This is a genomic window from Micromonospora mirobrigensis, from assembly GCF_900091555.1.
Classification (GTDB): domain Bacteria; phylum Actinomycetota; class Actinomycetes; order Mycobacteriales; family Micromonosporaceae; genus Micromonospora; species Micromonospora mirobrigensis.
Window position 1 is genome coordinate 319,068 of sequence record NZ_FMCX01000007.1, and the last position, 23,184, is coordinate 342,251.

Below are 23,184 nucleotides of genomic sequence, written 5' to 3' on the forward strand. Positions count from 1 at the left end.
GCGCTCAGGTGCCGTCGCCGCCGCCCCCGCCGCCGCCGATGCCGCCTCCGCCGGCCGTGCCGCCCAGCCCGTAGCCGGGGCGGACCGGCTCGTCGGGCCGGCGGCTGACGTGGGCGGACTCGGTGATCCGGGCCGACCAGTCGGCGTGTGCGGCCGCAGCAGCGTGCCGGTTGATCGCCTGGCGCAGCCAGCTGTCCAGCACGGACACCCAGTCCCGCTGGTCGGCGCCGGCGTGCCAGACCCGGAACCGGCTCACGCTCTGGTGGCTGATCCCGGCGAGGGACTGCCGCCGGTCGCACCAGAGGAGCACCTCCAGACCGGCCGAGTTCGTCACGAAGATCACCTCCAGCTCGGTGATCGGACCGGCGTAGAGCGGCGCCACCCAGTAACCCAGCCGTTGGTGCATCGGCAGGCTCTGCTGCACGCCGGGGAGCCGCCCCTGCTGGAATCCGGCCTGCCGCATGACGAAGCCGAGGGTGTCCAGGGCCGCCAGGATGTGCTGCTGGGTGGGGAGCGGATGGACGAAGACCGGCACCATCGCCCCCTGCTCGTGCTCCGGATCGACCCGGACCACGGTCCGCAACCCCGTGCGCAGGCTCAGCAACGGCACCCCGCCGAAGATCGTCACCGGGGTCTCCCAGGGCAGCGGGATCGCGAAGTCCACCGCCCGCCGCCGCCCGGCCGGCACCACGAACCGGCCGCCGATCGGCACCTCGTGGAACTGGACCAGCTGCTTCGGCTTCCCCGGGTCGGCCGGCTCGACCTGGGTGACCAGTCCCAACAGCAGGTCCCGGATCGGGACGTCGTCGGGCCCGGCGGCGAGCGTCACCCGGCCGGGCAGGCGCAGCCCCGGCCCGGTGCTCGGGTTGGTCAGGGTGGTCCGCACCGTGAGCCCGGACCAGCCGGCCCCGCGATCCACCCCGGTCAGCCGCATCCTCCGCTCCCCCGTCCCCGTCGCCCCGGTCCGGTCGTCGACGGGCCGCTTTCCCGGCCGCGCCGGTTCCGAACCCGCCCCACGGCCCTCGCGCAACGGCACCACCCGCCGAAGGACGGGCTCGTGGGGCCGCGGCACGACGGGGCCGGGCCGCCGCCTGCCGCACGGGATGACCGGTGCGGCAGGCGGCGGGCGGTGCGGGTCAGGTCGGACGCGGGTCGGGTCAGCGGAGGCGTCGGCCGCGCGGGACCGGGTCGGTCTCGTCGTCGAACTCGCCGATGACCTCTTCCAGCAGGTCCTCCAGCGCGACGAAACCGATCGGGCGGGTGGGACCGCCGCCGTTGCGGACCAGGGCCAGTTGGGACTGCCGGGCCCGCATCGCGGCCACCGCCTCGGTGACCGAGGAGGTCGCCGGGAGGGTGAACGACGGAGACATCAGATCCCCCGCGGTGGCCGTCCGGCCGGTGGTGACCGCCCGGACCGCCTCGCGTACGTGGACCAGGCCGCAGACCTCGCCGCTCGGGTCGAGGACCGCGAGCCGGGACCGGCCGCTGTCCCGGGACACCTGCTCGACCCGTTCGGCCGGGTCGTGCCGGCCGACCGTGACGATCCGGTCGAACGGTTCCATCACCTGGGCGACGGTGGTGCCCTGCAACTCCAGCATGCTGGTCAGCATCTGGTGCTGCCCGGCCTCGAGCAGGCCGTGCTCGCGGGACTGTTCCAGCAGGATGCGCAGCTCACTCGGGCCGTGCACCTGGGCGAGCTGGTCCTGCTGCTGCACCCCGACCAGCCGCAGCATGCCGTTGGCCAGGGCGTTGAGCGCGGACAGCACCGGGCGGGCCACCCGGGCGAAGGCCCGGAAGGGCAGCGCCAGGAGGGTCGCCGACCGTTCCGCGTCGGTGATCGCCCACGACTTCGGGGCCATCTCCCCGACCACCAGGTGCAGGAAGGTGACCAGGCCGAGCGCGAACACCAGCGCCACCACGTGACTGGCCGCGGTGGGCAGCCCGACCGCGTGCAGCACCGGGCTGAGCAGGTGCTCGATCGCCGGCTCGGCGAGCGCACCCAGGCCCAGCGTGCAGAGCGTGATGCCGAGCTGCGCGCCGGCCAGCATCAGGGACAGCTCGCGTACGCCGTCCAGCGCGGCCCGCGCCGCCCGGCCGCCACCGGCCGCCGCCTGTTCCAGGCGGTAGCGCTTGGACGCGACGAGGGCGAACTCGGCGGCCACGAAGAAGCCGTTGAGGGCGAGCAGCAGGACGGAGACCAGCAGTGCCACACCGGGGCTCATGCCGCCTCCTCCTCTCCGCGGCGGGCGCCGGCGGTGGTCCGCAGCCGTACGGAGTCGGCCACGTGCCGGTCCACCGCGAGCACCTCGACCAGCGCCCTGCCGGCCTCGTCACCGTCGGCGGCCAGCTCGATCTCCAGCCGGTCCCCGACCTCCGGCACCCGGCCCAGCTCCCGCATGACCAGCCCGGAGAGGGTGTCGTACTCGGGGGCCTCGGGCAGGGCGATGCCGGTGCTGTCCGCCACCTCGTCGATCCGCCAGCGGGCCGGCACCACCCAGGAGCCGTCGTCCTGGCGGGCGGGGGCGCGCTCGGGCGGGTCGTCCTCGTCGCGGATCGGGCCGACCAGTTCCTCGGCGATGTCCTCCAGCGTGATCACGCCGGCGAAGCCGCCGTACTCGTCGACGACGCAGGCGAGCTGGCGGTGACCGGAGCGCAGCCGGTCCAGGACGGTGGGCAGCGGCAGGGTCTCCGGCACCAGCAGCGGCGGCGTGGCCACCGCGCTGATCGGGGTGGTGGCCCGTCGCGCCGGCGGTACGCCGAGCACGTCGGCGATGCCGACCACGCCGACCAGGTCGTCGACGCCTTCGGTGCCGCGTACCGGGAAGCGGGAGTGGCCGGTGTCGAGCAGGTCCACCACCCGGCTGACCGGGTCCTCGGCGCGTACGGTGTGCACGTCGACCCGGGGCACCATGGCCTCCCCGGCGGTCAGCTCCCGGAAGTCGAGCCCCCGGTCGAGCAGGTCGGACATCTCGGCGTCGAGGTGCCCCTCCTCCCGGGACTCGGCGATGATCTGTTCGAGGTCCTCCGGGGTGGCGCCGCTGGGCAGCTCCTCGATCGGCTCGATGCCGAGCCGGCGCAGCAGCCGCACGGCGGCCCGGTCGAAGAGGGTGATCAGCGGGCCGGCGATCTTCATGTACATCAGCGTGGAGCCGGCCAGCGCCCGGGCGAGCGGCACGGCGCGGGCGATGGCCAGGTTCTTCGGGGCGAGCTCACCGAGGACCATCTGCACGACCGTGGCGATGATCAGGGCCAACGCCACCGACAGGGTGAGGCTGACCGCGGTGGAGACACCGGCCGCGTCGAAGAGCTCGGCCAGCCCGGCGCCGAGGTACGGCTCGGCGGCGTAACCGACCAGCAGGGCGGTCACCGTGATGCCGAGCTGGGCGCCGGAGAGCATGAAGGAGAGCCGGCCGGTGACCTCCAGGGCCCGGGCGGCCTTCTGGTCACCGCCGTCGGCCAACTGCTTGAGCTTGCCGCGGTCCACCGCGACGTAACCGAACTCCTGGGCCACGAAGTATCCGGTGGCCGCGGTGAGGACGATGATGAGGGCGAGGCCTACGACGATCAACACGGGACGCTCAGGGCTCCCGGGGACGTCGGGGCGGGGAAGCGCCGGGCACGACCCGGCCGGCTACTGCTGCCCTCCTGGGCAGAGGAGTCGATCATGCCAGCAATTCTATCGGCGTCCGCTGAACGCCCGCTGAAGGTGGGACAAAGCGGCTCCTCGTCCCCTATCGGCCCGCTCCAGGCGGTTCGCGTTCGGCCAGCTCGTCGACGTCGAGCAGCTCCCGGTCGACCCGCCCCGACCGGTACGCCGCCCGGCCGATCATCTGGGCCGCCACCGGCGCCGTGACCAGCTGGAAGATCCCCACCAGCGCGATCATGCCCAGGTCCGCCGGGGTACGCAGCCGCAGCGCCAGCCCGAGCAGCAGGAAGAGCACGCCCAGCACCTGCGGTTTGGTGGCGGCGTGCATCCGGTCCAGCACGTCGGGGAAGCGCAGCACCCCGATCCCGGCGGCGAGGCTGAGCAGCGCGCCGGCCACCAACGCGACCGCGCCGAGGGTGTCGAGGACACCGCTCACGCCTCCTCCCGGGCGGCGAAGCGGACCAGCGCCACCGACCCCACGAAGCCCAGCAGCGAGAGCACCACCAGCACCGGCAGGGTGGTGGCGTGCCCGGTCACGGCGGCCTCCGCGCCGACCGAGCCGAGCATGGTGGCCAGCAGCAGGTCGGCGGCGATCACCCGGTCCAGCAGCGACGGCCCCCGGTAGATGCGGGCCAGGGCGAGCAGGGCGGTGACCGACAGCAGCACGGTCAGCACGACGGCCAGGACGACGGTCACGGGGCGCCTCCGGTGAGTTGACGCTGCTCGGCCTCCGAGCCGACCGCCCGGACGATGCGTTCCTCGACGGCGAGGATCCGGTCGCGGGAGCCGGTCAGGTCGGCCGGTCCACGTACGTCGAGCACGTGGACGTAGAGGATCCCGGCGTCCCGGTCCACCTCCAGGATCAGCGTGCCGGGGACCAGCGAGATCAGTTCGGCGGTGAGCGCCAGGTTGAGGTCGGTGCGTACCCGCAGCCGGACCCCGATGATCGCCCCGCGCGGCCGGTAGCCGGGGCGCACGGCGATGGCGGCGACGTGCGCGCTGGCGCTGACCAGTTCGACGACGAACGTCCCGGCCAGCACCAGCAGCGCCCGGGGGCGCAGCCGGCCGGCGAAGGAGACCGGCGGCAGGGGGAAGAACAGCAGCACCGCCCCGCCCACCAGCACCCCGCCCACCAGGTTCCCCACCGAGAACCGCCCCCACAGCAGGTTCCACACCAGCACCAGCCAGCCGAGCGCGACGAGCTGGTCACGGCGGCGCCCGTACCGGCCGGGCCGGGCGGTGGCGGTCACGGGGTGCCGCCGGGCAGCACGGCCCGCACGTAGGGGGTGCGTTCGCGCAGGTCGGCGGCGGCGTCCGCGGTGACCCGGAACAGCGGCCCGGCGGCCACGGTCAGGGTCAGGCCGAGCACCACCAGGGCGGCGGTGGCGCCGACCATCAGGCTGGGCAACCGGATCACCGGTTCGTCGGTGGCGAGCTGGGGCGCCCGCCAGAACGCGATGTTCCACACCCGGGAGGCGGCGTAGAGGGTGAGCAGGCTGGTCACCGTACCCGCGACCACCAGCACCCAGGCGAGCCCGCCGCCCACGGCCACGCCGGCCTGGAGCAGTCCCAGCTTGCCGAGGAAGCCGGAGAAGGGCGGGATGCCGGCGAGGTTCATGGCCGGCACGAAGAAGAGCACCGCCAGCAGCGGTGCGACCCGGGCCAGCCCGCCGAGCTTGCGCAGGTCGGTGCTGCCGGCCCGCTCCTCGACCAGGCCGGCGACCAGGAACAGGGTGGTCTGGATGGTGATGTGGTGCACCACGTAGAAGATCGCGCCGGAGAGGGCGGCGGTGGTGCTCAGCGCCACCCCGAAGATCATGTAGCCGATGTGGCTGACCAGGGTGAACGAGAAGAGCCGCTTCAGGTCCGACTGGGCCACCGCGCCGAGCACCCCGACCAGCATGGTCAGCCCGGCCACCACCATCAACAGCCCGGCGACCTCACCGCCGGGGAAGAGCAGCGTCTCGGTCCGGATGATCGCGTAGACGCCGACCTTGGTGAGCAGGCCGGCGAAGACCGCGGTCACCGGGGCCGGCGCCGTCGGGTAGCTGTCCGGCAACCAGGCGGAGACCGGGAAGACCGCCGCCTTGACGCCGAAGGCCAGCAGCAGCATCAACTGCAACCCCAGGCGTACGCCGGGCGGCAGCGCGTCGAGCCGGCTGGCGAGCTGGGCCAGGTTGAGGGTGCCGGTGGCCGCGTACACCAGGCCCACCGCGGTCAGGAAGATCATCGAGGACAGGACACCCACCACGACGTACGTCGAGCCGGTGCGGATCCGGGCCTCGGTGCCGCCCAGGGTGATCAGCACGAAGCTCGCCGCGAGCAGGATCTCGAAGCCGACGAAGAGGTTGAACAGGTCCCCGGCGAGGAACGCGTTGGTGATGCCGGCGGTCAGCACCAGGTAGGTGGGGTGGTAGATGCTCACCGGCGCCGACTCGCTGGTCTCCCCACGGCCCTGCCCGATCGAGTAGAGCAGCACGCAGAGGGTGACCGCCGAGGAGACCACCAGCATCAGCGCCGCCAACTGGTCGGCGACCAGCACGATGCCCACCGGCGCCGGCCACCCGCCCACCTGCGTCACCACCGGCCCGTGCCGGTACGCCCAGGTCAGCAGCACCAGCGCGACGACCAGGTTGGCGCCGAGCGCGACCACGCTGACCGTCCGCTGGACCCGGGGCCACCGGTCCAGCAGCAGCGTCAGCGCGGCGCCCAGCAACGGCACCACCACCGGCAGCGGGACGAGCTGGCTCATCCTCACTGCTCGGTCGCCCGTCTCAGCCGGCGCCGGGCCGGGCCCGGGTCCACCTGCTCCGGGTCGTCGCCGGGGCCCTCGCCGCCGAGGTCGCGGTTGGCCACCTCGTTGCGCGCGGCGAGCTGGACGACCTGCCGGTCCTCCAGGTCGTCCTGCACCTCGTCGTCGCCGGTGAGGTACCAGCTGCGGTAGGCGACCGCGGCGAGGAAGGCGGTCAGCCCGAAGGTGATCACGATGGCGGTGAGCACCATGGCCTGCGACAGCGGGTCGCTCATCCGACCGCCGTCGACGCCGTCGACCAGCGGCGCCTCGCCGGACCGGCCGGCCAGCAGGATCAGCAGGTTGACCCCGTTGCCGAGCAGGATCACCCCGAGCAGGATCCGGGTCAGGCTCCGCTCCAGCAGCAGCATCACGCCGGTGGCGGCGAACACGCCGACGGCCAGCACCAGCACCAGCGTCGGCCCGGCCCCGCTGCGCGTCACGTCGGGTCCCCCTCGTGGTCGACCACCAGCCCCCGCTCCGACTTGCCGGCGGCCTCGACGTGCCGGTCGACCTCGGCGCCGAGGCTGCGCAGGATGTCCAGCACCAAGCCGACCACGATCAGGTAGACGCCGACGTCGAAGAAGAGCGACGTCACCAGATAGGGCCCGCCCAGCCAGGACAGCGGCAGGCCGACCTTGATGCTCTGGAGCACGGTGCCGGTGCTCAGCAGGGCCACCACCCCGCTGCCCACCGAGACGGCAAGCCCGGCGCCGAGCACCGTGCCGGCGCCCACCGGCGCCGCCTCCGCCAGCTCGTACCGGCCGCCGGCCAGGTAGCGCACGGTCAGCGCGAGGCCCGCCACCAGGCCGCCGGAGAACCCGCCACCGGGGGCGTTGTGGCCGGAGAAGAGGAGGAAGAGGGAGAAGAGCACGACCGTGTGGAAGATCAGCCGGGTGACCACCTCGAGGACGATCGACCGGCGGCGCTCGTGCAGGGTGGCGCCGCCGCGCAGCCAGATCGGCCGGTCGTCCGGGCGGCGGGCGACCGGCTCCGCCCGGCGCGGCCGGGGCCCGGTCCGGGACCGCTCGAAGATCAGGCTGGCCACCCCGGTCGCCGCGACCACCAGCACCGCGATCTCGCCCATGGTGTCCCAGGCCCGGATGTCGACCAGGATCACGTTGACCACGTTGCGGCCGTAGCCCTGGGCGACCGCGAGGTCGGGGAAGGCGGTGGAGATCGGCACGGCCGTCCGGGAGTCCGCCGCCACCAGCGCGAACCCGGCCAGCACCGCGCCCACGCCGACGCCGATCAGCCGGCGTACCCAGCGGCTGCGGCGCAGCGGCCGGGCCGAGAAGCGCTCCGGCAGCCGGCGCAGCACCAGCACGAACACCGCGATGGTCGCCGTCTCCACCAGGAACTGGGTCAGGGCCAGGTCCGGTGCGCCGTAGAGCACGAACATCATCGCCGCGCCGTAGCCGGTCACCCCGACCAGCAGCATCGCGGTGAGCCGGCGGCGGGCGCCGACCGCCAGCACCGCCGCCACGGTGATCACCAGGCCGACGACCAGCTGCAACGGGGTGTCCCAGAGGGCGATCCGGGCCCGCCAGGGTCGGACGGTGAGCAGCGCCCCGCCGGGCACCAGGATCAGGGTCAGCAGGATCGCCCCCAGGTACTGCGGCAGGGAGCCGCGCTGGGTGGCGCTGGTGACCTCGACCGCCAGCCGGTCGAACCGGTGGGTGACCCACTCGTACCCCTGGTTGCCGCCCACCGGTGAGTGCAGCCGGGCCAGCACCGGGGCGAGCCGGCCACGGACCGTGTGCAGGCCGAGGCCGCCGGCGAGGACCAGGGCGGACAGGCCGAGGGCCGGGGTCAGGCCGTGCCAGAGGGCCAGCTTCTCGTGCGGGGCGCCGAAGAGTTCCGCGTACGGGCGGAGCAGGCCGTCCAGCGCGGCGGCGGCCGGACCGGCGACCAGCCCGGCCAGGGCGAGCAGGGCCGGGGGCAGCAGCATCGGCAGCGGCGCCGGGCCCACCTGGGTCGGCGCGATCCCCGGTCGGCTGCCGAACGCGCCCCACAGGAACCGGATGCTGTAGGCGACGGTGAGCGCGGAGCCGACCACCAGCCCGGCGAGCAGCACGGGCCGCCCGGCCGACGCGGTGAGGACCGCCTCCTTGGCCACGAAGCCGAGCAGTGGCGGCACCCCGGCCATCGAGGCGGCGGCGAGTGCGGCCACCGTGGCCAGCACCGGCGCCCGCCGCCCCACTCCGCACAGTTCCCGTAGGTCACGGGTGCCGACGTCGTGGTCGATGATGCCGACGACGAGGAAGAGCGCCGCCTTGAACAGCGCGTGCGCCAGCAGCATCGCCACCCCGGCGAGCGCCGCGTCGGCGGTGCCCGCGCCGATCACCACGGCGAGCAGGCCCAGCTGGCTGACCGTCCCGTACGCGAGCAGGAGCTTCAGGTCGCACTGGCGTAGCGCCGCCCAGCCACCGGCGAGCATGGTGACCAGGCCGAGGGTGAGCAGGACGGGCCGCCACGGGCCGACGCCGGCGAGGACCGGGGCGAGCAGACCGATCAGGTAGACGCCCGCCTTCACCATCGCCGCCGCGTGCAGGTAAGCGCTGACCGGGGTGGGCGCCGCCATGGCCACCGGCAGCCAGGCGTTGAACGGCACGATCGCCGACTTGGCCAGCGCGCCGGCGAGGATCAGCAGCACCGCCACCGCGACCGTCGTCCCGCCCGGCAGCGGCGCGCCGCTGATCGCCGACCAGCGGTAGCTGCCGGCGTGCGCGCCGAGGATCAGGAAGCCGAGCAGCATGGCCAGGCCGCCGAGGGTGGTCACGGTCAACGCCTGGGCGGCGGCCCAGCGACTGGACCGGCGTTCCGTGCTGTGCCCGATCAGCAGGTACGAGAAGACGGTGGTGAGCTCCCAGAAGACGTAGAGCAGCAGCAGGTCGTCGGCGAGCACCAGGCCGAGCATCGCCCCGGCGAACGCCACCAGCACCGCCACGAACCGGGCCAGCCCGACCGAGCCCGGCTCGAAGTACCGTCCGCAGTAGACCAGCACCAGCGCGCCCACCCCGCCGACCAGCAGGGTCATCAACCAGGAGAGCGTGGTCATCCGCAGCGCCACGTCGAGGTGCAGCTGCGGGATCCAGTCGTACGTCTCGACCACCGCGCCGCCGTCGCGTACCGCCGGGGTGCGGGTCAGCGCCCAGCCGAAGGCGGCGGCCGGCACCAGCGCAAGCGGATAGCAGGCACCCGGCCCCCACCGGCGGACCAGCAACGGGGCCACCAGGGCCGCGAGCAGGTGGAGGAGCAGCAGTACGAGCACCCGTCCTCCCCCGTCGGGCCGCTGGGGCGCCGGGAGGGAAAGCCCGGCCAGGAACGATCAGACGTCAGTTCCCGACCCTCACGGGCCGTTTTCGCCAGATTCGCCGGTGGACTTCCGGGCTGCGGGGACGACCCGGGGTGGTCAGCGGGTGGCGGGGTCCGCCGTGGAGAGGGCCGCCTCGCGGGTGGGGCGCGGCTCCACCGCCAGGTCGGGGCGGCCGAGCTGCCGGGCGACCTTGTTCACCACCCGCTGGGCCGCGGCCAGCGAGCGCACCGACAGCAGCCGGCCGCGGCTCTCCCGGCGGAGCACGAAGTAGTGCACGGCGGCCCGGACCTGGCCGCGGTCGGCGGCGCTGGCCTGGGCGGTGGCGACCACCAGCTCCTTGAGGCCCGCGGCGAGCTGCTCGGCCAGCTCCAGCTCGGGACCGCGCAGGCTGGCCCGGAGCGCCATGAGATGACTGTCGACCTTGCGGATGAGCACGTCGCTGCCGGGCGTGAAGCCAGCCTCCTCGACCGCCATCCGCTTCCCTCCACCCGCCGTGACGTTGCGAGTGAAGTTACTTTATGTTGCACGTCACAAGCAAGCAGTTAAGTAAGACTTAACACGTCAACCACCGCATCCGCCACGTATGACCCCGGAGCCGGACAAGGCGCTGCCCGCTGCCGGTCGAATGTCGGACCCGCGAGGCAGGATGGGAGCCGTGACAGACGAGGCGGGCGCGGCGGGGGGCCGCGGTGGGCGGCGGGCCCCGGCGGGCGACACCACCCCGGTGACGGCGGGCTTCGGCCCGGCGACCCGGGAGTGGTTCGCCGCCGCCTTCGCCGCGCCCACCCCGGCCCAGAGCGGTGCCTGGCGGTCCGTGGCCGCCGGGCGCAACGCGCTGGTGGTGGCGCCCACCGGCTCCGGCAAGACCCTGGCCGCCTTCCTCTGGTCGCTGGACCGGCTCGCCAAGGAACCGCCGCCGGCCGACGCCCGGCGTCGCTGCCGGGTGCTCTACGTCAGCCCGCTCAAGGCGCTCGCCGTCGACGTCGAACGCAACCTGCGCGCCCCGCTCATCGGCATCCGTCAGGCGGCGACCCGGCTGGGCATCGCCCCGCCGGAGATCACCGTCGGCATGCGTACCGGCGACACCCCGGCCGACGAACGCCGGGCCTTCGCCCGGACCCCGCCGGACATCCTGATCACCACGCCGGAGTCGCTCTTCCTGCTGCTCACCTCGGCGGCCCGGGACTCCCTGCGCGGGGTCGAGACGGTGATCGTCGACGAGGTGCACGCGGTCGCCGGCACCAAACGCGGCGCCCACCTGGCGCTCTCCCTGGAACGCCTCGACGAGCTGCTGGAGCGGCCCGCCCAGCGGATCGGCCTCTCCGCCACGGTCCGGCCGATCGACTCCTGCGCCCGGTTCCTCGGCGGCGCCCGCCCGGTCGACGTCGTCCAGCCGGCCAGCGCGAAGACCATCGAGGTCAGCGTTCAGGTGCCGGTGGAGGACATGACCCGGCTGGGCGAGGAGGAGCCCCCGGAGGACGCTCTCGGCGGCCCCGGCCCGCGCCGGGCCTCGATCTGGCCGGCCGTCGAGGAACGGGTCTTCTCGCTGATCAGGTCGCACCGCTCGACGATCGTCTTCACCAACTCCCGGCGCAGCGCCGAACGGCTCTGCGCCCGCCTCAACGAGCTGGCCGCCGAGGAGCTGGAGGCCGCGGCCACCACCGCTGGCACCGTCACCGGTCCGGACGGCGGCCACGCCACCGACGGAGCACCGGACGGCAGCCGCACCGCCGACGGCGAGGAGGCGGTGGGCGTACCCGGGGAGCGGCCGGACGACGACGGAGCGGCGGCCGGCGACGGTGGTCTCCCGGGCGGACCGGCCCGGGGTGGGCGCAGCGGGGCGCAGGCGTGGGGCGGGCCGGTCGGGCCGCTACGGGCGCCACGGCAGCCGGCCGAGGTGATGGCGCAGGCCGGCGCGGCGGCCGGGGCCCCGCCGGTGATCGCCCGCGCCCACCACGGCAGCGTCTCCCGCGAGGAGCGCAAGCACATCGAGGAGGCGCTCAAGTCCGGCCAGCTGCCCGCCGTGGTGGCCACCTCCAGCCTGGAGCTCGGCATCGACATGGGCGCGGTCGACCTGGTGGTGCAGATCGAGGCCCCGCCCAGCGTCGCCGCCGGGCTGCAACGGGTCGGCCGGGCCGGGCACCAGGTCGGCGCGGTCTCCCGCGGCGTGGTCTTCCCGAAGCACCGCGGTGACCTGCTCTCCTGCACAGTGGTCGCCGAGCGGATGGCCACCGGCGCCATCGAGGAGCTGCACTACCCGCGCAACCCGCTCGACGTGCTGGCCCAGCAGATCGTGGCGATGGTCGCCCTCGAACCGTGGCGGGTGGGTGACCTGGCGGTGCTGGTCCGCCGCGCCGCGCCCTTCGCCGAGCTGCCCGACTCGGCGCTGCACGCCGTGCTGGACATGCTCTCCGGGCGCTACCCGTCGACCGCCTTCGCCGAGCTGCGGCCGCGACTGGTCTGGGACCGCGTCGCCGACGTGCTCACCGGCCGGCCCGGCGCGCAGCGGCTCGCCGTCACCAGCGGCGGCACCATCCCCGACCGGGGCCTGTTCGGGGTCTTCCTGGCCGGCGCCGAACGGGCCGCCCGGGTCGGCGAGCTGGACGAGGAGATGGTCTACGAGTCCCGGGTGGGCGACGTGTTCCTGCTCGGCTCGTCGTCGTGGCGGATCGAGGAGATCACCCCCGACCGGGTGCTGGTCTCCCCCGCCCCCGGGCAGGCCGCCCGGATGCCGTTCTGGAAGGGCGACCAGCTCGGTCGGCCGGTCGAGCTGGGCCGGGCGATCGGCGCCCGGGTGCGGGCCCTGCTGCGGCAGGACGACGCCGACGCGTCGGCCGCCCTGCGGGCCGGTGGCCTGGACGACTGGGCCGCCGGCAACCTGCTGGCCTACCTGCGGGAGCAGCAGGCCGCCACCCGCTCGCTGCCCGACGACCGGACCGTGGTGGTCGAACGCTTCCGCGACGAGCTGGGCGACTGGCGGATGGCCGTGCACTGCGTGCTCGGCGCCCGGGTCAACGGCCCGTGGGCGCTGGCCATCGGCCGCCGGCTCGCCGAGCGTTACGGCGTGGACGCGCAGGTCATGCCGTCGGACGACGGGATCGTGGTGCGGCTGCCGGACACCGCCGACTCCCCGCCCGGCGCGGACGTGGTGGTCTTCGAGCCCGACGAGGTCGCCCAACTGGTCGAGGAGTCGGTCGGCACCTCCGCGCTGTTCGCCTCCCGGTTCCGCGAGTGCGCCGCCCGGTCGCTGCTGCTGCCCCGCCGCGACCCGCGCCGCCGCCAACCGCTCTGGCAGCAGCGGCAACGCGCCGCCCAACTGCTCGACGTGGCCCGCGAGTACGCCGACTTCCCGGTCACCCTGGAGGCGGCCCGGGAGTGCCTCCAGGACGTCTTCGACCAGCCCGCGCTCGCCGGGCTGATGCGCGACCTGGGCAGCCGCAGGGTGCGCCTGGTCGAGGTGGAGTCGGAGCGTCCGTCGCCGTTCGCCCGCTCGCTGCTCTTCGGCTACGTCGGGGCCTTCCTCTACGAGGGCGACGCCCCTCTCGCGGAGCGCCGGGCCGCCGCCCTGGCCCTGGACTCCGCCCTGCTCGGTGAGTTGCTCGGCCGGGTCGACCTGCGCGAGCTGCTCGACCCGACGGTGCTCGCCGAGACCGAACGGCAGCTGCGCTGGCGCACCGAGCAGCGCCGCGCCCGCGACGCCGAGGACGCCGTCGAGCTGCTCCGGGTCGTCGGTGACCTCACCGAGGCGGAGCTGGCCGAGCGGGGCGTGCCGGTGGGCTGGCTGACCGAGCTGGAGGCGGCCCGCCGGGCGCTGCGGGTGCGGATCGCCGGGCAGGAACGCTGGGTGGGCGTCGAGGACGCCGGCCGGCTGCGCGACGCGCTCGGCGTGGCACTGCCGGTGGGGGTGGCCGAGGCGTACCTCGCCCCGGTGGCCGACCCGCTCGGCGACCTGGTGGCCCGGTACGCCCGCACCCACGGCCCGTTCGCCGCGGCCAGCTGCGCCGCCCGCTTCGGCCTCGGCGTGTTCGTCGTCGAGCAGGCGCTGCGGCGGCTCGCCGCCACCGGGCGGGTGGTCTCCGGCGAGTTCGCCCCGGACAGCGTCGGCACCCAGTGGTGCGACGCCGAGGTGCTGCGGCTGCTGCGCCGACGGTCCCTCGCCGCGCTGCGTCGGGAGATCGAGCCGGTTCCACCGAAGGCGCTCGCCGCGTTCCTGCCCCGCTGGCAGCAGGTCGGGGCGTCGGCGCGGGGCGTCGAGGCGGTCGCCGCCACCGTGGAGCAGTTGCAGGGCGCGTCGGTGCCCGCGTCCGCGCTGGAACGCCTGGTCCTGCCGGCCCGGGTGGCCGACTACTCCCCCGCCCAGCTCGACGAGCTCTGCGCCAGTGGCGAGGTGGTCTGGGCCGGGTCCGGGGCGATCTCCGGCGGTGACGGCTGGGTCACCCTGGCGTACGCGGACGCCGCCCCCCTGCTGCTGCCCCCGCCGGACGACGACCTCGCCGTCACCCCGCTGCACGAGGCGGTGCTGGCGGCGCTCGCCGACGGGCAGGCGCTCTTCTTCCGCTCGCTGTCCGACCGGGTCGGCTCGACCGACGACCCGGCGCTGACCGCGGCGATCTGGGACCTGGTCTGGGCCGGGCACCTCACCAACGACACGCTGGCCCCGCTACGCGCCGCGATCGGCGGCGGGGGCGCCCACCGGTCCCGACCGTCCGCGCCCCGCACCCGCTACCGCCGGCCCGGCCGGGTGGCGCTGCCCAGCCGCGGTGGCCCGCCCACCGTGGCCGGGCGCTGGTCCCGGCTGCCCGACCGGGACCTGGACCCGACCCGCCGGGCCGCCGCGCTGGCCGACCTGCTGCTGGAACGGCACGGCGTGGTCACCCGGGGCGCGGTGGTGGCCGAGCAGGTGGTGGGTGGCTTCGCCGCGGTCTACCCGGTGCTGTCCGCGCTGGAGGAACGGGGCGCGGCCCGCCGCGGCTACTTCGTCGAGGGGCTGGGCGCGGCCCAGTTCGCCGTTCCCGGGGCGGTGGACCGGCTGCGGTCACTGGCCGACCCGGCGGACCGTGGCCGTTCCCGGGGCGGGCCGACCCTGGTGCTCGCCGCCACCGACCCGGCCAACCCGTACGGCGCGGCGCTGCCCTGGCCCGAGCGGGTGGTGGACTCCGGCGACGGGGCCGCCCCGGCGACCGGGCACCGGGCCGGCCGCAAGGCGGGCGCGCTGGTGGTGCTGGTGGAGGGCGAGCTGGCGCTCTACGTCGAGCGGGGCGGGCGCACCCTGCTGTCGTTCACCGACGACCCGGAGGCGCTGGCCACGGCCGGCAAGGCGCTCGCCGACGCGGTGCACTCCGGCGCGTTGGGCGCGATGTCGGTGGAGCGGGCCGACGGGGAGGCGGTCGGCTCGTCGCCGTTGCGCGATGCGCTCACCGCCGCGGGCTTCCGGGCCACCCCGAGGGGCCTGCGGCTGCGCGGCTGACCCCGGCCGGGGCCGGCCGCGCAGCCGGCGGTCGGCTCAGCCGAGCTTGTCGAGCACCGCGTCATACTTCTTGCGCTGCGCGGCGGGCGTGCCGGTGCCGATGTAGTTCAGCACCACGTCGTCCTTGTGGTACGCCTCCGCACCCCAGGTGTCGGCCATGTCGGAGGCGCTGGTCCTGTCCGGGAAGACGTAGACCGCCACGGCATCGGTGGCGACGACCTCGGAGCACCCGAGGCCCAGCCCGTCCGGTCCACAGTCGACCGACTTGTTGCGGACGTTCGCCGCCGGCAGCCCGGCGGCGCGGAACGCGTCCACCACCTTGCGGGCGGCGGGCGCGTCGGTCGGGCGGGGCGGCAGCACCACCTTCGGTTCGCTGCTGGGCCGGCGTTCGGTGGTGCGTTCGGCCGAAGGGGCGGGCGCGGGGCGGGTCGAGGCCTTGGTCGCGGGTGCGGGTGCGGTCCGGGCGTCGGCGGCGGCCTTCGGGCTCGGCGAGCCGTTGGCCCAGGTGGCGTCCGACCCGTCGGCGGAGTCGTCGCCGCAGCCGGCGAGCACGAGGGTGGTCAGCAGCGCGGCGGCGACCGGCAGGACACGAAGGCGATTCGTCACCCTGGCAGTCTTCCGGAAGGCTGCGCCGGGCGCGACCGGCCGGTCGGTCAGCCGGAACCGGCCGGGCGCACCGCCCGGCACCGTCCACACCGCCCCGGTCGGGTCGGGCGGCCGGTTAGCCTTCGGCCATGTCTCCCACCGGTTGGATCTCGCTCACCACCGACTACGGCCTGGCCGACGGGTTCGTGGCCGCCTGTCACGGGGTGATCGCCCGGATCGCGCCCGCCGTCCGGGTGATCGACGTGACGCACCTGGTGCCTCCGGCCGACGTGCGCCGGGGCGCCGTGGTGCTGGCGCAGACCGTGCCACACCTGCCGGTCGCGGTGCACGTCGCCGTCGTGGACCCGGGGGTGGGCACGTCGCGCCGGGGGATCGCCCTGGCCACCCCGGGCGGCATGCTGGTCGGGCCGGACAACGGCCTGCTGGTCGACGCGGCCGGGGCGCTGGGCGGGATCACCGCCGTGGTGGAGCTGACCAACCCGGCGTGGTGCGGGCCGGCGGTCTCGGCCACGTTCCATGGCCGGGACGTCTTCGCCCCGGTAGCGGCCCGGCTGGCCACGGGTGCCCCGTTGGCCGAGGCCGGCCCGCCGGTGCCACCGGCGGACCTGGTCCGGCTGCCGGACCCGGTGCTCCGCCCGGTCGAGGGCGGTTTCGCCGCCGAGGTGCTGACCGTGGACCACTTCGGCAACGTGCAGCTCGCCGCGCCCGCCGAGCGGCTCGCCGGGCTGTCCGGCACGGTACGGGTGGCCGGCCGGGACGCCGCGCACGGACGTACCTTCGGCGACGCGCCGGCCGGCGGGTTGGTGGTGTACGCCGACTCCGCCGGGCTGGTGGCGGTGGCCGTCAACGGTGGCCGGGCGGTGGACCTGCTGGCGGCCGGCCCGGGTCAGGTGTTGACCGTCACGGCCTCCGACTGAGCACCCGAAACAGCCTCGCTTCGGGCGCTGACCCGGGGCGTCGGGTATGGAATGCTGCTCGGGTGGGTGAGCTCGAGGTTCCTGTCGTCTGTCCGTGTTGTGCCTCGCTGACCGGCGGGGGCACCTGCCCGATCTGTTTCTGGACCGACGACGGGCAGGGCGACACCGACGCCGACGTGGTCCGGGGCGGCCCGAACGGGGACCTGAGCCTGACCCACGCCCGGCTCAACTTCGCCGTCTACGGCGCCAGCCATCCCCGTTATCAGGACATGGTGCGCCCGCCCCGGCCGGACGAGCGCCCCTGACGCCGCCCGCCCGGTCGCAACCGGTGGCGGCTCAGCAGCGCGGCGCGGCGCCGCCGTAGCCGGCGGAGACGTACGCGTGGCTGAGGTACTGCCGGGTGGCCAGGCGGTCCCATCGGCTGGTCCTGCCGTACGGGCCGTTGACGGTCTGCCCGGTGACCCAGCACTGGATCGGCACGTGGGCGCTGCGGGCGGCGACCCCGGTGATGGTGGCGCCGGTGCCCGCCCTGCCGTAGATCCGCACCGTCTCGGCGCCGACGACGCCGCGCGGCCCGCTGCCGAGCCACAGGTACGCCACGTTGATCCAGGTGTTGCCGGTCAGTCGCAGGGCGTCCCGGAAGGTCCCGTCGGCCAGGTCGATGCCGCTCGGGTTGAGCACCCGGCGGCCGAACTGGTCCCGCCCGCCGTGGTAGCCGTACTGGTATGCGGCCTGCGCCTCGGGCCGGCCGCGCGGCAGGTCCTTCCACATCTGGCGGATCCTGGCCGGGTTCCAGTAGTCGTCCCGGGTGTTCCACGGGCCGACGTCCCACACCGGGGCGTATTCGCAGCGGCTGCCGTTGGTGGTGCAGACCCGGACGGTGTAGTCACCGGTGCCGAGTGGGGCGAGGCTGCGGTGGGAGGGCAGCGACACGAAGTGGTCCCGCGCACGGATGCGGTGACCGTTGGCGGTTCTGCCGCCCACGAGACCCTCGCGGGTGGCGTAGATCCGGTAGACGGGGCCGAGGGTGGTGACAGTGGCGCGGGCGGTGACCGGGTCGGCGCTGAGCCGGACCGCGTTCACCGTCGGGGCGGCGGCCGGCGTGCGGGCGGTCAGCAACACGCGCACTTGCACCCGGGTGACCGGCGTGCCCAGGTCCACGGCGGGGTCGGCGTCCCGCCACTCGGTCCACCCCCCGCCGGCCCGCCAGCCGCGTATCTCCACGTCGACGGTGCCGCCGGACGGCACCCGAGCGGCGAGCTCGGCCCGTACCCGGAGGGCGGGCCGGACGAGGGTGTGCGGCACGGTCAGCTGGAGACCCTCGGCCAGCGGTGACCGGTGCGCCCCGGGGTGGGTGGGTGGTCGGGGGTCGTCGAGGCCGAGCCCCCGGGGGGTGTAGCGGACGTTGACGTCGTCACCGTCGACGACCGAGAGGTCCGGCGACCAGCGCTCGACGTCCGGTGGCGGCTGGGGAACGGCGGCCGGTGGCGGCTGGGGGACGGCGGCCGGTGGCGGCTGGGGGACGGCGGCCGAGACGGGCGGCGCGGCGAGGGCCAGGTTGGCGGCCAGCGCGAGGCTCAGCACGCCGGCGCGGGTGGCCGGTCGGGTGCGACGGAAGGAACGGATCATGGCATTCTCCTCAGAACACCCCCGATCGTGCTGGTAACCGCAGCCCGAAGGGAACAGCGGTACAAATAGCGGCATATACGAATATAGTTCGGTAGCGGAGAATGGTGACATGCCCGAAGGTGACACCGTCTGGAACACGGCCCGCGTGCTGCACCGCGCGTTGGCCGGGGCCACCCTGACCGGTTCCGACTTCCGGGTGCCGCAGCTCGCCACCACCGACCTGACCGGCTGGACGGTGCGCGAGTCGGCCAGCCGGGGCAAGCACCTGCTGCTGCGGCTCGCCGGCCCGGGCGGCGACCTGAAGACCCTCCACTCGCATCTGCGGATGGAGGGCGCCTGGCGGGCGTACGCCCCGGGTGAGCGCTGGACGGCCCGGCCGGGGCACCTGATCCGGGTGGTGCTGCGCAGCGCCGGCGCGGTCGCGGTCGGCTACCACCTGCACGAGTTGGCGTTGGTGCCGACGGCCGAGGAGGACTCGCTGGTCGGTCACCTCGGGCCGGATCTGCTCGGCCCGGACTGGGATCCGGCGGAGGCGGTCCGCCGGCTCGCCGGCCATCCGGAGGCGACCATCGCGGACGCCCTGCTGGACCAGCGCAACCTGGCCGGGGTGGGGAACCTGTACAAGTGCGAGCTGCTCTTCCTGCGCGGACTCTCGCCGTGGACGCCGGTGGGTGCGGTGCCGGACCTGGCCGGCACGGTGACCCTGGCGCAGCGGCTGCTGGCCGCGAACCGGGGCCGGTGGACCCAGAGCACCACCGGGTCGCTGCACCGGGGTGGGACCAGCTACGTGTACGGCCGGCGGGCGCAGCCCTGTCGGCGCTGCGGGACGGCGATCCGCAAGGCGGAGCTCGGTGAGCGGGTCACCTACTGGTGCCCGGTCTGTCAGCCGGGGCCGCAGCCGGCCGGCGGGGCCTGAGCGGCCCGCGCCGGACCCTCCGGACGGCGTGGAAATTCCACGAACCGGCAAGATCTCCCCAAGATACGGACGAATGGGTAGTTCCCTCTCGGCCCGTCCGCCCCGCATGCTGCGGTTGAGTGCTCACCGATCGTCAGCAGCACGACCCGTCCACCACGTCGGGGTGGTGGACGGCGTGCCCCGGTACCCGGGGAGAGCCATGGTCCTGTTCCGCAGAAGCCGGCCCGACCGCACCGACCAGGCGCTCCGGGCCGACGAGCAGCAGACGCCCACCGTGCCCACCGCCCGCACCCCCGACGGCCCCGCACCGGCCAGCCTCGACCCGACGGCGGCGCCCCGACTCTTCGGTCCGGTGCCGAACTGGGCGCTCAGCCCGCTGCCGGCGCCCGACGGCGCCGGCAGGGTGCGGCCCGGCACCGGCATCCGCAAGTTCGTCGACCCGCTGCCCGTCCCGGCCCTGCGGCCGGACCCCGACGGCCCCACCGGCGAGACCGACGGCGCGCGGCTGCCGGTGGCCGTGCCGGACACCATCACCTGGCCGGGCTGCGACTACTACGAGATCGCCGTCCAGGAGTACGCGCACCGCCTGCACGCCGACCTGCCGGCCACCCGGCTGCGCGGCTACCGGCAGTTGAACCTGGGCACCGACCCCGCCGGGCACAACACCGTCCACCCACCGGCCCGGGCGTGCCCCACCGGGCCGCTGATCGTGGCGCGGCGGGGCCGCCCGGTGCGGGTCAAGCTGATCAACCGCCTTCCCACCGGACGCGCGGGTGAGCTCTTCCTGCCGGTGGACCCCACCGTCGACGGCGCGGCCGGCGGGCCGCTGGAAGGTCCGGCGCCGCTGCCACAGAACCGGGCCACCCCCCACCTCTACGGGGCGCAGACCGGCTGGATCAGCGCCGGCAACCCGACCCAGTGGGTCACCCCGGCCGGCGAGATCACCCCGTACCCGGTCGGGCCCGGGCTGACCCCGGTGCCGGACATGCCGCATCCCGGCGCCGGTGCCGCCACCCTGTACTGGCCGAACGAACAGAGCGGCCGGCTGCTGTGGCTGCACGACAACACCCTGGGGCTGTCCCGACTCACCACCTACTCCGGCCAGCTCGCCCTCTACCTGCTCACCGACCCGGCCGAGGAACGGCTGGTCGACGACGGGGTGCTGCCGGCCGAGCAGGTGCCGCTGGTGATCCAGGACGTGACGTTCGTGCCGGACGACGCGCAGCTCGCCGCCCAGGACCCGACCTGGGACCGGGACCGGTGGGGCGCCAAGGGCAGCCTCTGGTGGCCGCACGTCTACCAACCGCGGCAGAACCCGTGGCGGGCCGGGGGCGTCAACCCGACCGGGCGCTGGGAGTACGGGCCGTGGTCCGGCGGCCACCGGTCGGACGCCGGCCCCACCCCGGTCGCCGGCCGGCGACCCGACGGGGAAGCCCCACCCGGACCGACCATCGCCGGCCGGATCGACGCCGCCGCCGCCGTGCCGAACCCGTACCACGACCCGGTGGCCGAGCCGGACGAGCCGCCGCTGGCCCCGGACCTGCCGCACCCGTCGGTGGTGCCCGGGGCGTACGGGGACACCCCGCTGGTGAACGGGGTGGCCTACCCGTACCTGACGGTGCAGCCGCGGGCGTACCGGTTCCGGATCCTCAACGCCTGCCCGGACCGCAGCCTCAACCTCGCGCTCTACCGGGCCCGCTCGGACGGGCCGATGTGGGACCCGGACGGCGGGCCGGCCGACCCGGACGCCGGCGAGGTGCCGATGGTCGAGGCGGTCCGGGGGCCGGACCGGCCGGCCGGCTGGCCCACCGACGGCCGGGAGGAGGGGGTGCCCGACCCCCGGGCGGCCGGGCCGGCGCTGGTGCAGGTCGGCAACGAGTGCGGGCTGCTGCCGGCCCCGGTGGTGGTGACCGCCCGCCCGGTCGGCTACCGGTACGACCGGACCGACCCGACGGTGCTCAACGTCGACGGGCACGCCCTGCTGCTCTCCCCCGGTGAACGGGCCGACGTGGTGGTCGACTTCGCCACCGTGCCGCCGGGCAGCACGCTGATCCTCTACAACGACTGCCCCGCGCCGCTGCCCCGCTTCGACCCCCGGTACGACCACCACACCGGTGCCCCGGACCGGACCGCGGTCGGCGGCTCCCCCGGCACCCGCCCCGGCTACGGCCCGAACACCCGTACCCTGCTCCAGTTCCGGGTGGCCGACGGCCCGCCCGGGCAGCCGTACGACCTGGACCGGCTCGCCGACCGGCTGCCGGCGGCGTACGCGGCCAGCCAGCGCCCGCCGATCGTGCCGCAGCCGGCGTACGACGCGGCGTTCGGGAGCCGGACCCCGCGGGAGACGGTGGTGACGGCGCACGCCACCACGGTCAGCTTCACCCCGACCGGCGCGGTCGGCCCGGTGACCCTGCCGCTGGCGGTCAAGGCGGTCGATCAGGTCTTCGAACCGGGTCACGGCCGGCTGGTCGGGCGGCTCGGGGTGGGCCACCCGTACGCCGGGCCGCTGGCGCCGGCCACCCTGCCGCTGGGCCCGACGGACCCGGCCACCGAGGTGCTCTTCGTGGCCGACCCGGCGGTGGGGGTGGGCGCGCCCGGCGACGGCACCCAGCTCTGGCGGATCAGCGGCAACAGCCGGCAGACCGAGGTGGTGCACCTGGCCGGCTGTGACGTGCAGGTGGTCAACCGGGTCGGCTGGGACGGCACCACCCGGGCGGCGGCGCCGGCCGAGCTGGGCTGGAAGGAGACGCTGCGGGTGAACCCGCGCGAGGACGTGGTGGTGGCGCTGCGGGCGGTGATGCCCACCCTGCCGTTCAAGATCGGCGACAGCGTACGGCTGCTGGACCCGACCCGCCCGGCGGGCGCCCGGACCGGTTCCACCCCGATCAGCCCGATCGACGGACGGCCGGCGGTGGTCACCAACCAGCTGGTCAACCTGGGTTGGGAGTACCGCTGGCAGGGCCAGGCCGGCGGCCACCGCGACCTGGGGATGAGCCGGCCGCTGGTGCTGCGGGTGTCCCCCAAGCGGCCGACCGGGCTCACCGCCACCCCGGCGCCGGGCTCGGCGACCGCGCTGCCGGCGATCGCCCTGGCCTGGACGGGCAACGGGAGCCGACCGGTGGCCACCAGCCACCAGCTCCAGCGGGCCACCGACGCCGCGTTCACCACCGGGGTCACCACGATCACGGTGGCGGCCACCGCCACCCGGTACACCGACGCCACCGTCACCCCGGACGTCACCTACCACTACCGGATCCGCGCGGAGAACGCGGTGAGCTGCTCAGCCTGGTCGAACAGCGTCCCGGCCTCGGTGCGGCTGACCGCCCCGGCCGGGCTGACCGCGGCGATCCCGGCGGCGGCGCCGCTGCGGATCGCGCTGCGCTGGTCCAACCGCTCCTTCGCCACCGGCATCGACGTGCAGCGGGCCACCAACCCGACGTTCACCAGCGGGCCCGGCACCACCGCGATCCCGGTCGGCGACAACCACCTGGACCCGGCCGCCGCCCCGGACACCACCTACTACTACCGGGTACGCACCACGTACCTGGGCGCCGCGTCACCGTGGTCGACGGTCGCCACGGTCTGCACCCCACCGGTGCCCGGCGTGCCGACCTCGGTGACGGCGACCGCCGGCACCTCCGGCCCGGACACCGCGACGGTGACGCTGAGCTGGGCGTCCGGCCTGCCGCCCGGTCCGGGCGCCGGGTTCGTCGTGCAGCGGGCCGCCGACCCGGCGTTCACCCGGGACGTGGCCACCTTCACCGTGACCGGGCGGGGGTTCACCAACAGCGGGTTGGCCCCGGGCGTGACCTACCACTACCGGATCCGGGCGTACAACGTGGTGGGCAGCTCGCCGTTCACCGGCCCGGTCCCGGTGACCACCCCACCGTGAG

General features: G+C 75.2%; 17 protein-coding genes. 5 read left to right on the top strand and 12 right to left on the bottom strand.

Annotation, left to right across the window (positions count from 1 at the left end; translation table 11 throughout):
* Nucleotides 1–4: 4 nt before the first annotated feature.
* The 10 genes from GA0070564_RS23175 to GA0070564_RS23220 all read right to left on the bottom strand — a co-directional run bounded on the left by GA0070564_RS23175 (nucleotide 5) and on the right by GA0070564_RS23220 (nucleotide 10,230).
* Nucleotides 5–934, bottom strand: a complete 930-nt coding sequence (locus tag GA0070564_RS23175; protein WP_091612601.1) for a sporulation protein — start codon at nucleotides 932–934, stop codon at nucleotides 5–7.
* A 223-nt stretch (nucleotides 935–1,157) separates the two neighbouring features.
* Complete coding sequence (locus tag GA0070564_RS23180; RefSeq protein WP_091612604.1) at nucleotides 1,158–2,222, bottom strand: hemolysin family protein; 1,065 nt, start codon at nucleotides 2,220–2,222, stop codon at nucleotides 1,158–1,160.
* Nucleotides 2,219–3,571, bottom strand: a complete 1,353-nt coding sequence (locus GA0070564_RS23185; protein WP_091612607.1) for a hemolysin family protein — start codon at nucleotides 3,569–3,571, stop codon at nucleotides 2,219–2,221. The genes GA0070564_RS23180 and GA0070564_RS23185 overlap by 4 nt, the downstream gene beginning before the upstream one ends.
* Before the next feature lie 160 nt (nucleotides 3,572–3,731).
* On the bottom strand, nucleotides 3,732–4,082 hold the full coding sequence (gene mnhG / locus GA0070564_RS23190; protein WP_091612611.1) for a monovalent cation/H(+) antiporter subunit G: 351 nt from the start codon (nucleotides 4,080–4,082) through the stop codon (nucleotides 3,732–3,734).
* Entirely contained in the window at nucleotides 4,079–4,342 is a 264-nt protein-coding gene (locus GA0070564_RS23195) for an MrpF/PhaF family protein (RefSeq protein WP_091612614.1), read from the bottom strand. Before GA0070564_RS23195 ends, mnhG begins: the two co-directional genes overlap by 4 nt.
* Nucleotides 4,339–4,896, bottom strand: coding sequence for a Na+/H+ antiporter subunit E (locus GA0070564_RS23200; RefSeq protein ID WP_091612618.1), 558 nt, complete (start codon nucleotides 4,894–4,896; stop codon nucleotides 4,339–4,341). The genes GA0070564_RS23195 and GA0070564_RS23200 overlap by 4 nt, the downstream gene beginning before the upstream one ends.
* Nucleotides 4,893–6,398 carry a Na+/H+ antiporter subunit D gene (locus GA0070564_RS23205; protein WP_091612621.1) on the bottom strand — a complete coding sequence of 502 codons (1,506 nt, stop codon included), beginning with the start codon at nucleotides 6,396–6,398 and terminating at the stop codon, nucleotides 4,893–4,895. The genes GA0070564_RS23200 and GA0070564_RS23205 overlap by 4 nt, the downstream gene beginning before the upstream one ends.
* A 2-nt stretch (nucleotides 6,399–6,400) precedes the next feature.
* Complete coding sequence (locus GA0070564_RS23210) at nucleotides 6,401–6,880, bottom strand: Na(+)/H(+) antiporter subunit C (protein WP_091612625.1); 480 nt, start codon at nucleotides 6,878–6,880, stop codon at nucleotides 6,401–6,403.
* Nucleotides 6,877–9,711 (bottom strand): Na+/H+ antiporter subunit A, encoded by a 2,835-nt coding sequence (locus tag GA0070564_RS23215; protein ID WP_091612628.1) that lies wholly within the window; start codon nucleotides 9,709–9,711, stop codon nucleotides 6,877–6,879. Before GA0070564_RS23215 ends, GA0070564_RS23210 begins: the two co-directional genes overlap by 4 nt.
* 141 nt (nucleotides 9,712–9,852) lie before the next feature.
* On the bottom strand, nucleotides 9,853–10,230 hold the full coding sequence (locus tag GA0070564_RS23220; RefSeq protein WP_091612631.1) for a hypothetical protein: 378 nt from the start codon (nucleotides 10,228–10,230) through the stop codon (nucleotides 9,853–9,855).
* A gap of 250 nt (nucleotides 10,231–10,480) precedes the next feature.
* Between GA0070564_RS23220 and GA0070564_RS23225 the strand changes: the two genes are divergently transcribed.
* The gene (locus tag GA0070564_RS23225; protein WP_091612863.1) at nucleotides 10,481–15,223 is read left to right on the top strand and encodes an Lhr family helicase; all 4,743 of its coding nucleotides are present in this window, start codon (nucleotides 10,481–10,483) and stop codon (nucleotides 15,221–15,223) included.
* A 36-nt stretch (nucleotides 15,224–15,259) separates the two neighbouring features.
* Here the strand turns inward: GA0070564_RS23225 and GA0070564_RS23230 are convergent, their stop codons facing one another.
* On the bottom strand, nucleotides 15,260–15,829 hold the full coding sequence (locus tag GA0070564_RS23230) for a hypothetical protein (protein WP_141714846.1): 570 nt from the start codon (nucleotides 15,827–15,829) through the stop codon (nucleotides 15,260–15,262).
* A gap of 128 nt (nucleotides 15,830–15,957) precedes the next feature.
* On the opposite strand from GA0070564_RS23230, the gene GA0070564_RS23235 reads away from it, so the two are divergent.
* On the top strand, nucleotides 15,958–16,746 hold the full coding sequence (locus tag GA0070564_RS23235; RefSeq protein ID WP_091612637.1) for an SAM hydrolase/SAM-dependent halogenase family protein: 789 nt from the start codon (nucleotides 15,958–15,960) through the stop codon (nucleotides 16,744–16,746).
* A gap of 62 nt (nucleotides 16,747–16,808) precedes the next feature.
* Entirely contained in the window at nucleotides 16,809–17,051 is a 243-nt protein-coding gene (locus GA0070564_RS23240; protein ID WP_091612640.1) for a CPCC family cysteine-rich protein, read from the top strand.
* A 31-nt stretch (nucleotides 17,052–17,082) separates the two neighbouring features.
* Here GA0070564_RS23240 and GA0070564_RS23245 read toward each other — a convergent pair whose 3' ends face one another.
* Entirely contained in the window at nucleotides 17,083–18,375 is a 1,293-nt protein-coding gene (locus GA0070564_RS23245) for a hypothetical protein (protein WP_091612645.1), read from the bottom strand.
* A gap of 109 nt (nucleotides 18,376–18,484) precedes the next feature.
* Between GA0070564_RS23245 and GA0070564_RS23250 the strand changes: the two genes are divergently transcribed.
* The gene (locus tag GA0070564_RS23250; RefSeq protein ID WP_091612649.1) at nucleotides 18,485–19,291 is read left to right on the top strand and encodes a DNA-formamidopyrimidine glycosylase family protein; all 807 of its coding nucleotides are present in this window, start codon (nucleotides 18,485–18,487) and stop codon (nucleotides 19,289–19,291) included.
* A 106-nt stretch (nucleotides 19,292–19,397) separates the two neighbouring features.
* Nucleotides 19,398–23,183 carry a hypothetical protein gene (locus tag GA0070564_RS23255; protein ID WP_425412523.1) on the top strand — a complete coding sequence of 1,262 codons (3,786 nt, stop codon included), beginning with the start codon at nucleotides 19,398–19,400 and terminating at the stop codon, nucleotides 23,181–23,183.
* Nucleotide 23,184 lies beyond the last annotated feature (1 nt).

Coding starts and splice junctions, on each gene's coding strand:
- GA0070564_RS23175 (WP_091612601.1), bottom strand. CDS start 934: ATGCGGCTGACCGGGGTGGATCGCGGGGCCGGCTGGTCCGGGCTCACG.
- GA0070564_RS23180 (WP_091612604.1), bottom strand. CDS start 2,222: ATGAGCCCCGGTGTGGCACTGCTGGTCTCCGTCCTGCTGCTCGCCCTC.
- GA0070564_RS23205 (WP_091612621.1), bottom strand. CDS start 6,398: ATGAGCCAGCTCGTCCCGCTGCCGGTGGTGGTGCCGTTGCTGGGCGCC.
- GA0070564_RS23220 (WP_091612631.1), bottom strand. CDS start 10,230: ATGGCGGTCGAGGAGGCTGGCTTCACGCCCGGCAGCGACGTGCTCATC.
- GA0070564_RS23235 (WP_091612637.1), top strand. CDS start 15,958: ATGTCTCCCACCGGTTGGATCTCGCTCACCACCGACTACGGCCTGGCC.
- GA0070564_RS23245 (WP_091612645.1), bottom strand. CDS start 18,375: ATGATCCGTTCCTTCCGTCGCACCCGACCGGCCACCCGCGCCGGCGTG.
- GA0070564_RS23250 (WP_091612649.1), top strand. CDS start 18,485: ATGCCCGAAGGTGACACCGTCTGGAACACGGCCCGCGTGCTGCACCGC.
- GA0070564_RS23255 (WP_425412523.1), top strand. CDS start 19,398: ATGCTGCGGTTGAGTGCTCACCGATCGTCAGCAGCACGACCCGTCCAC.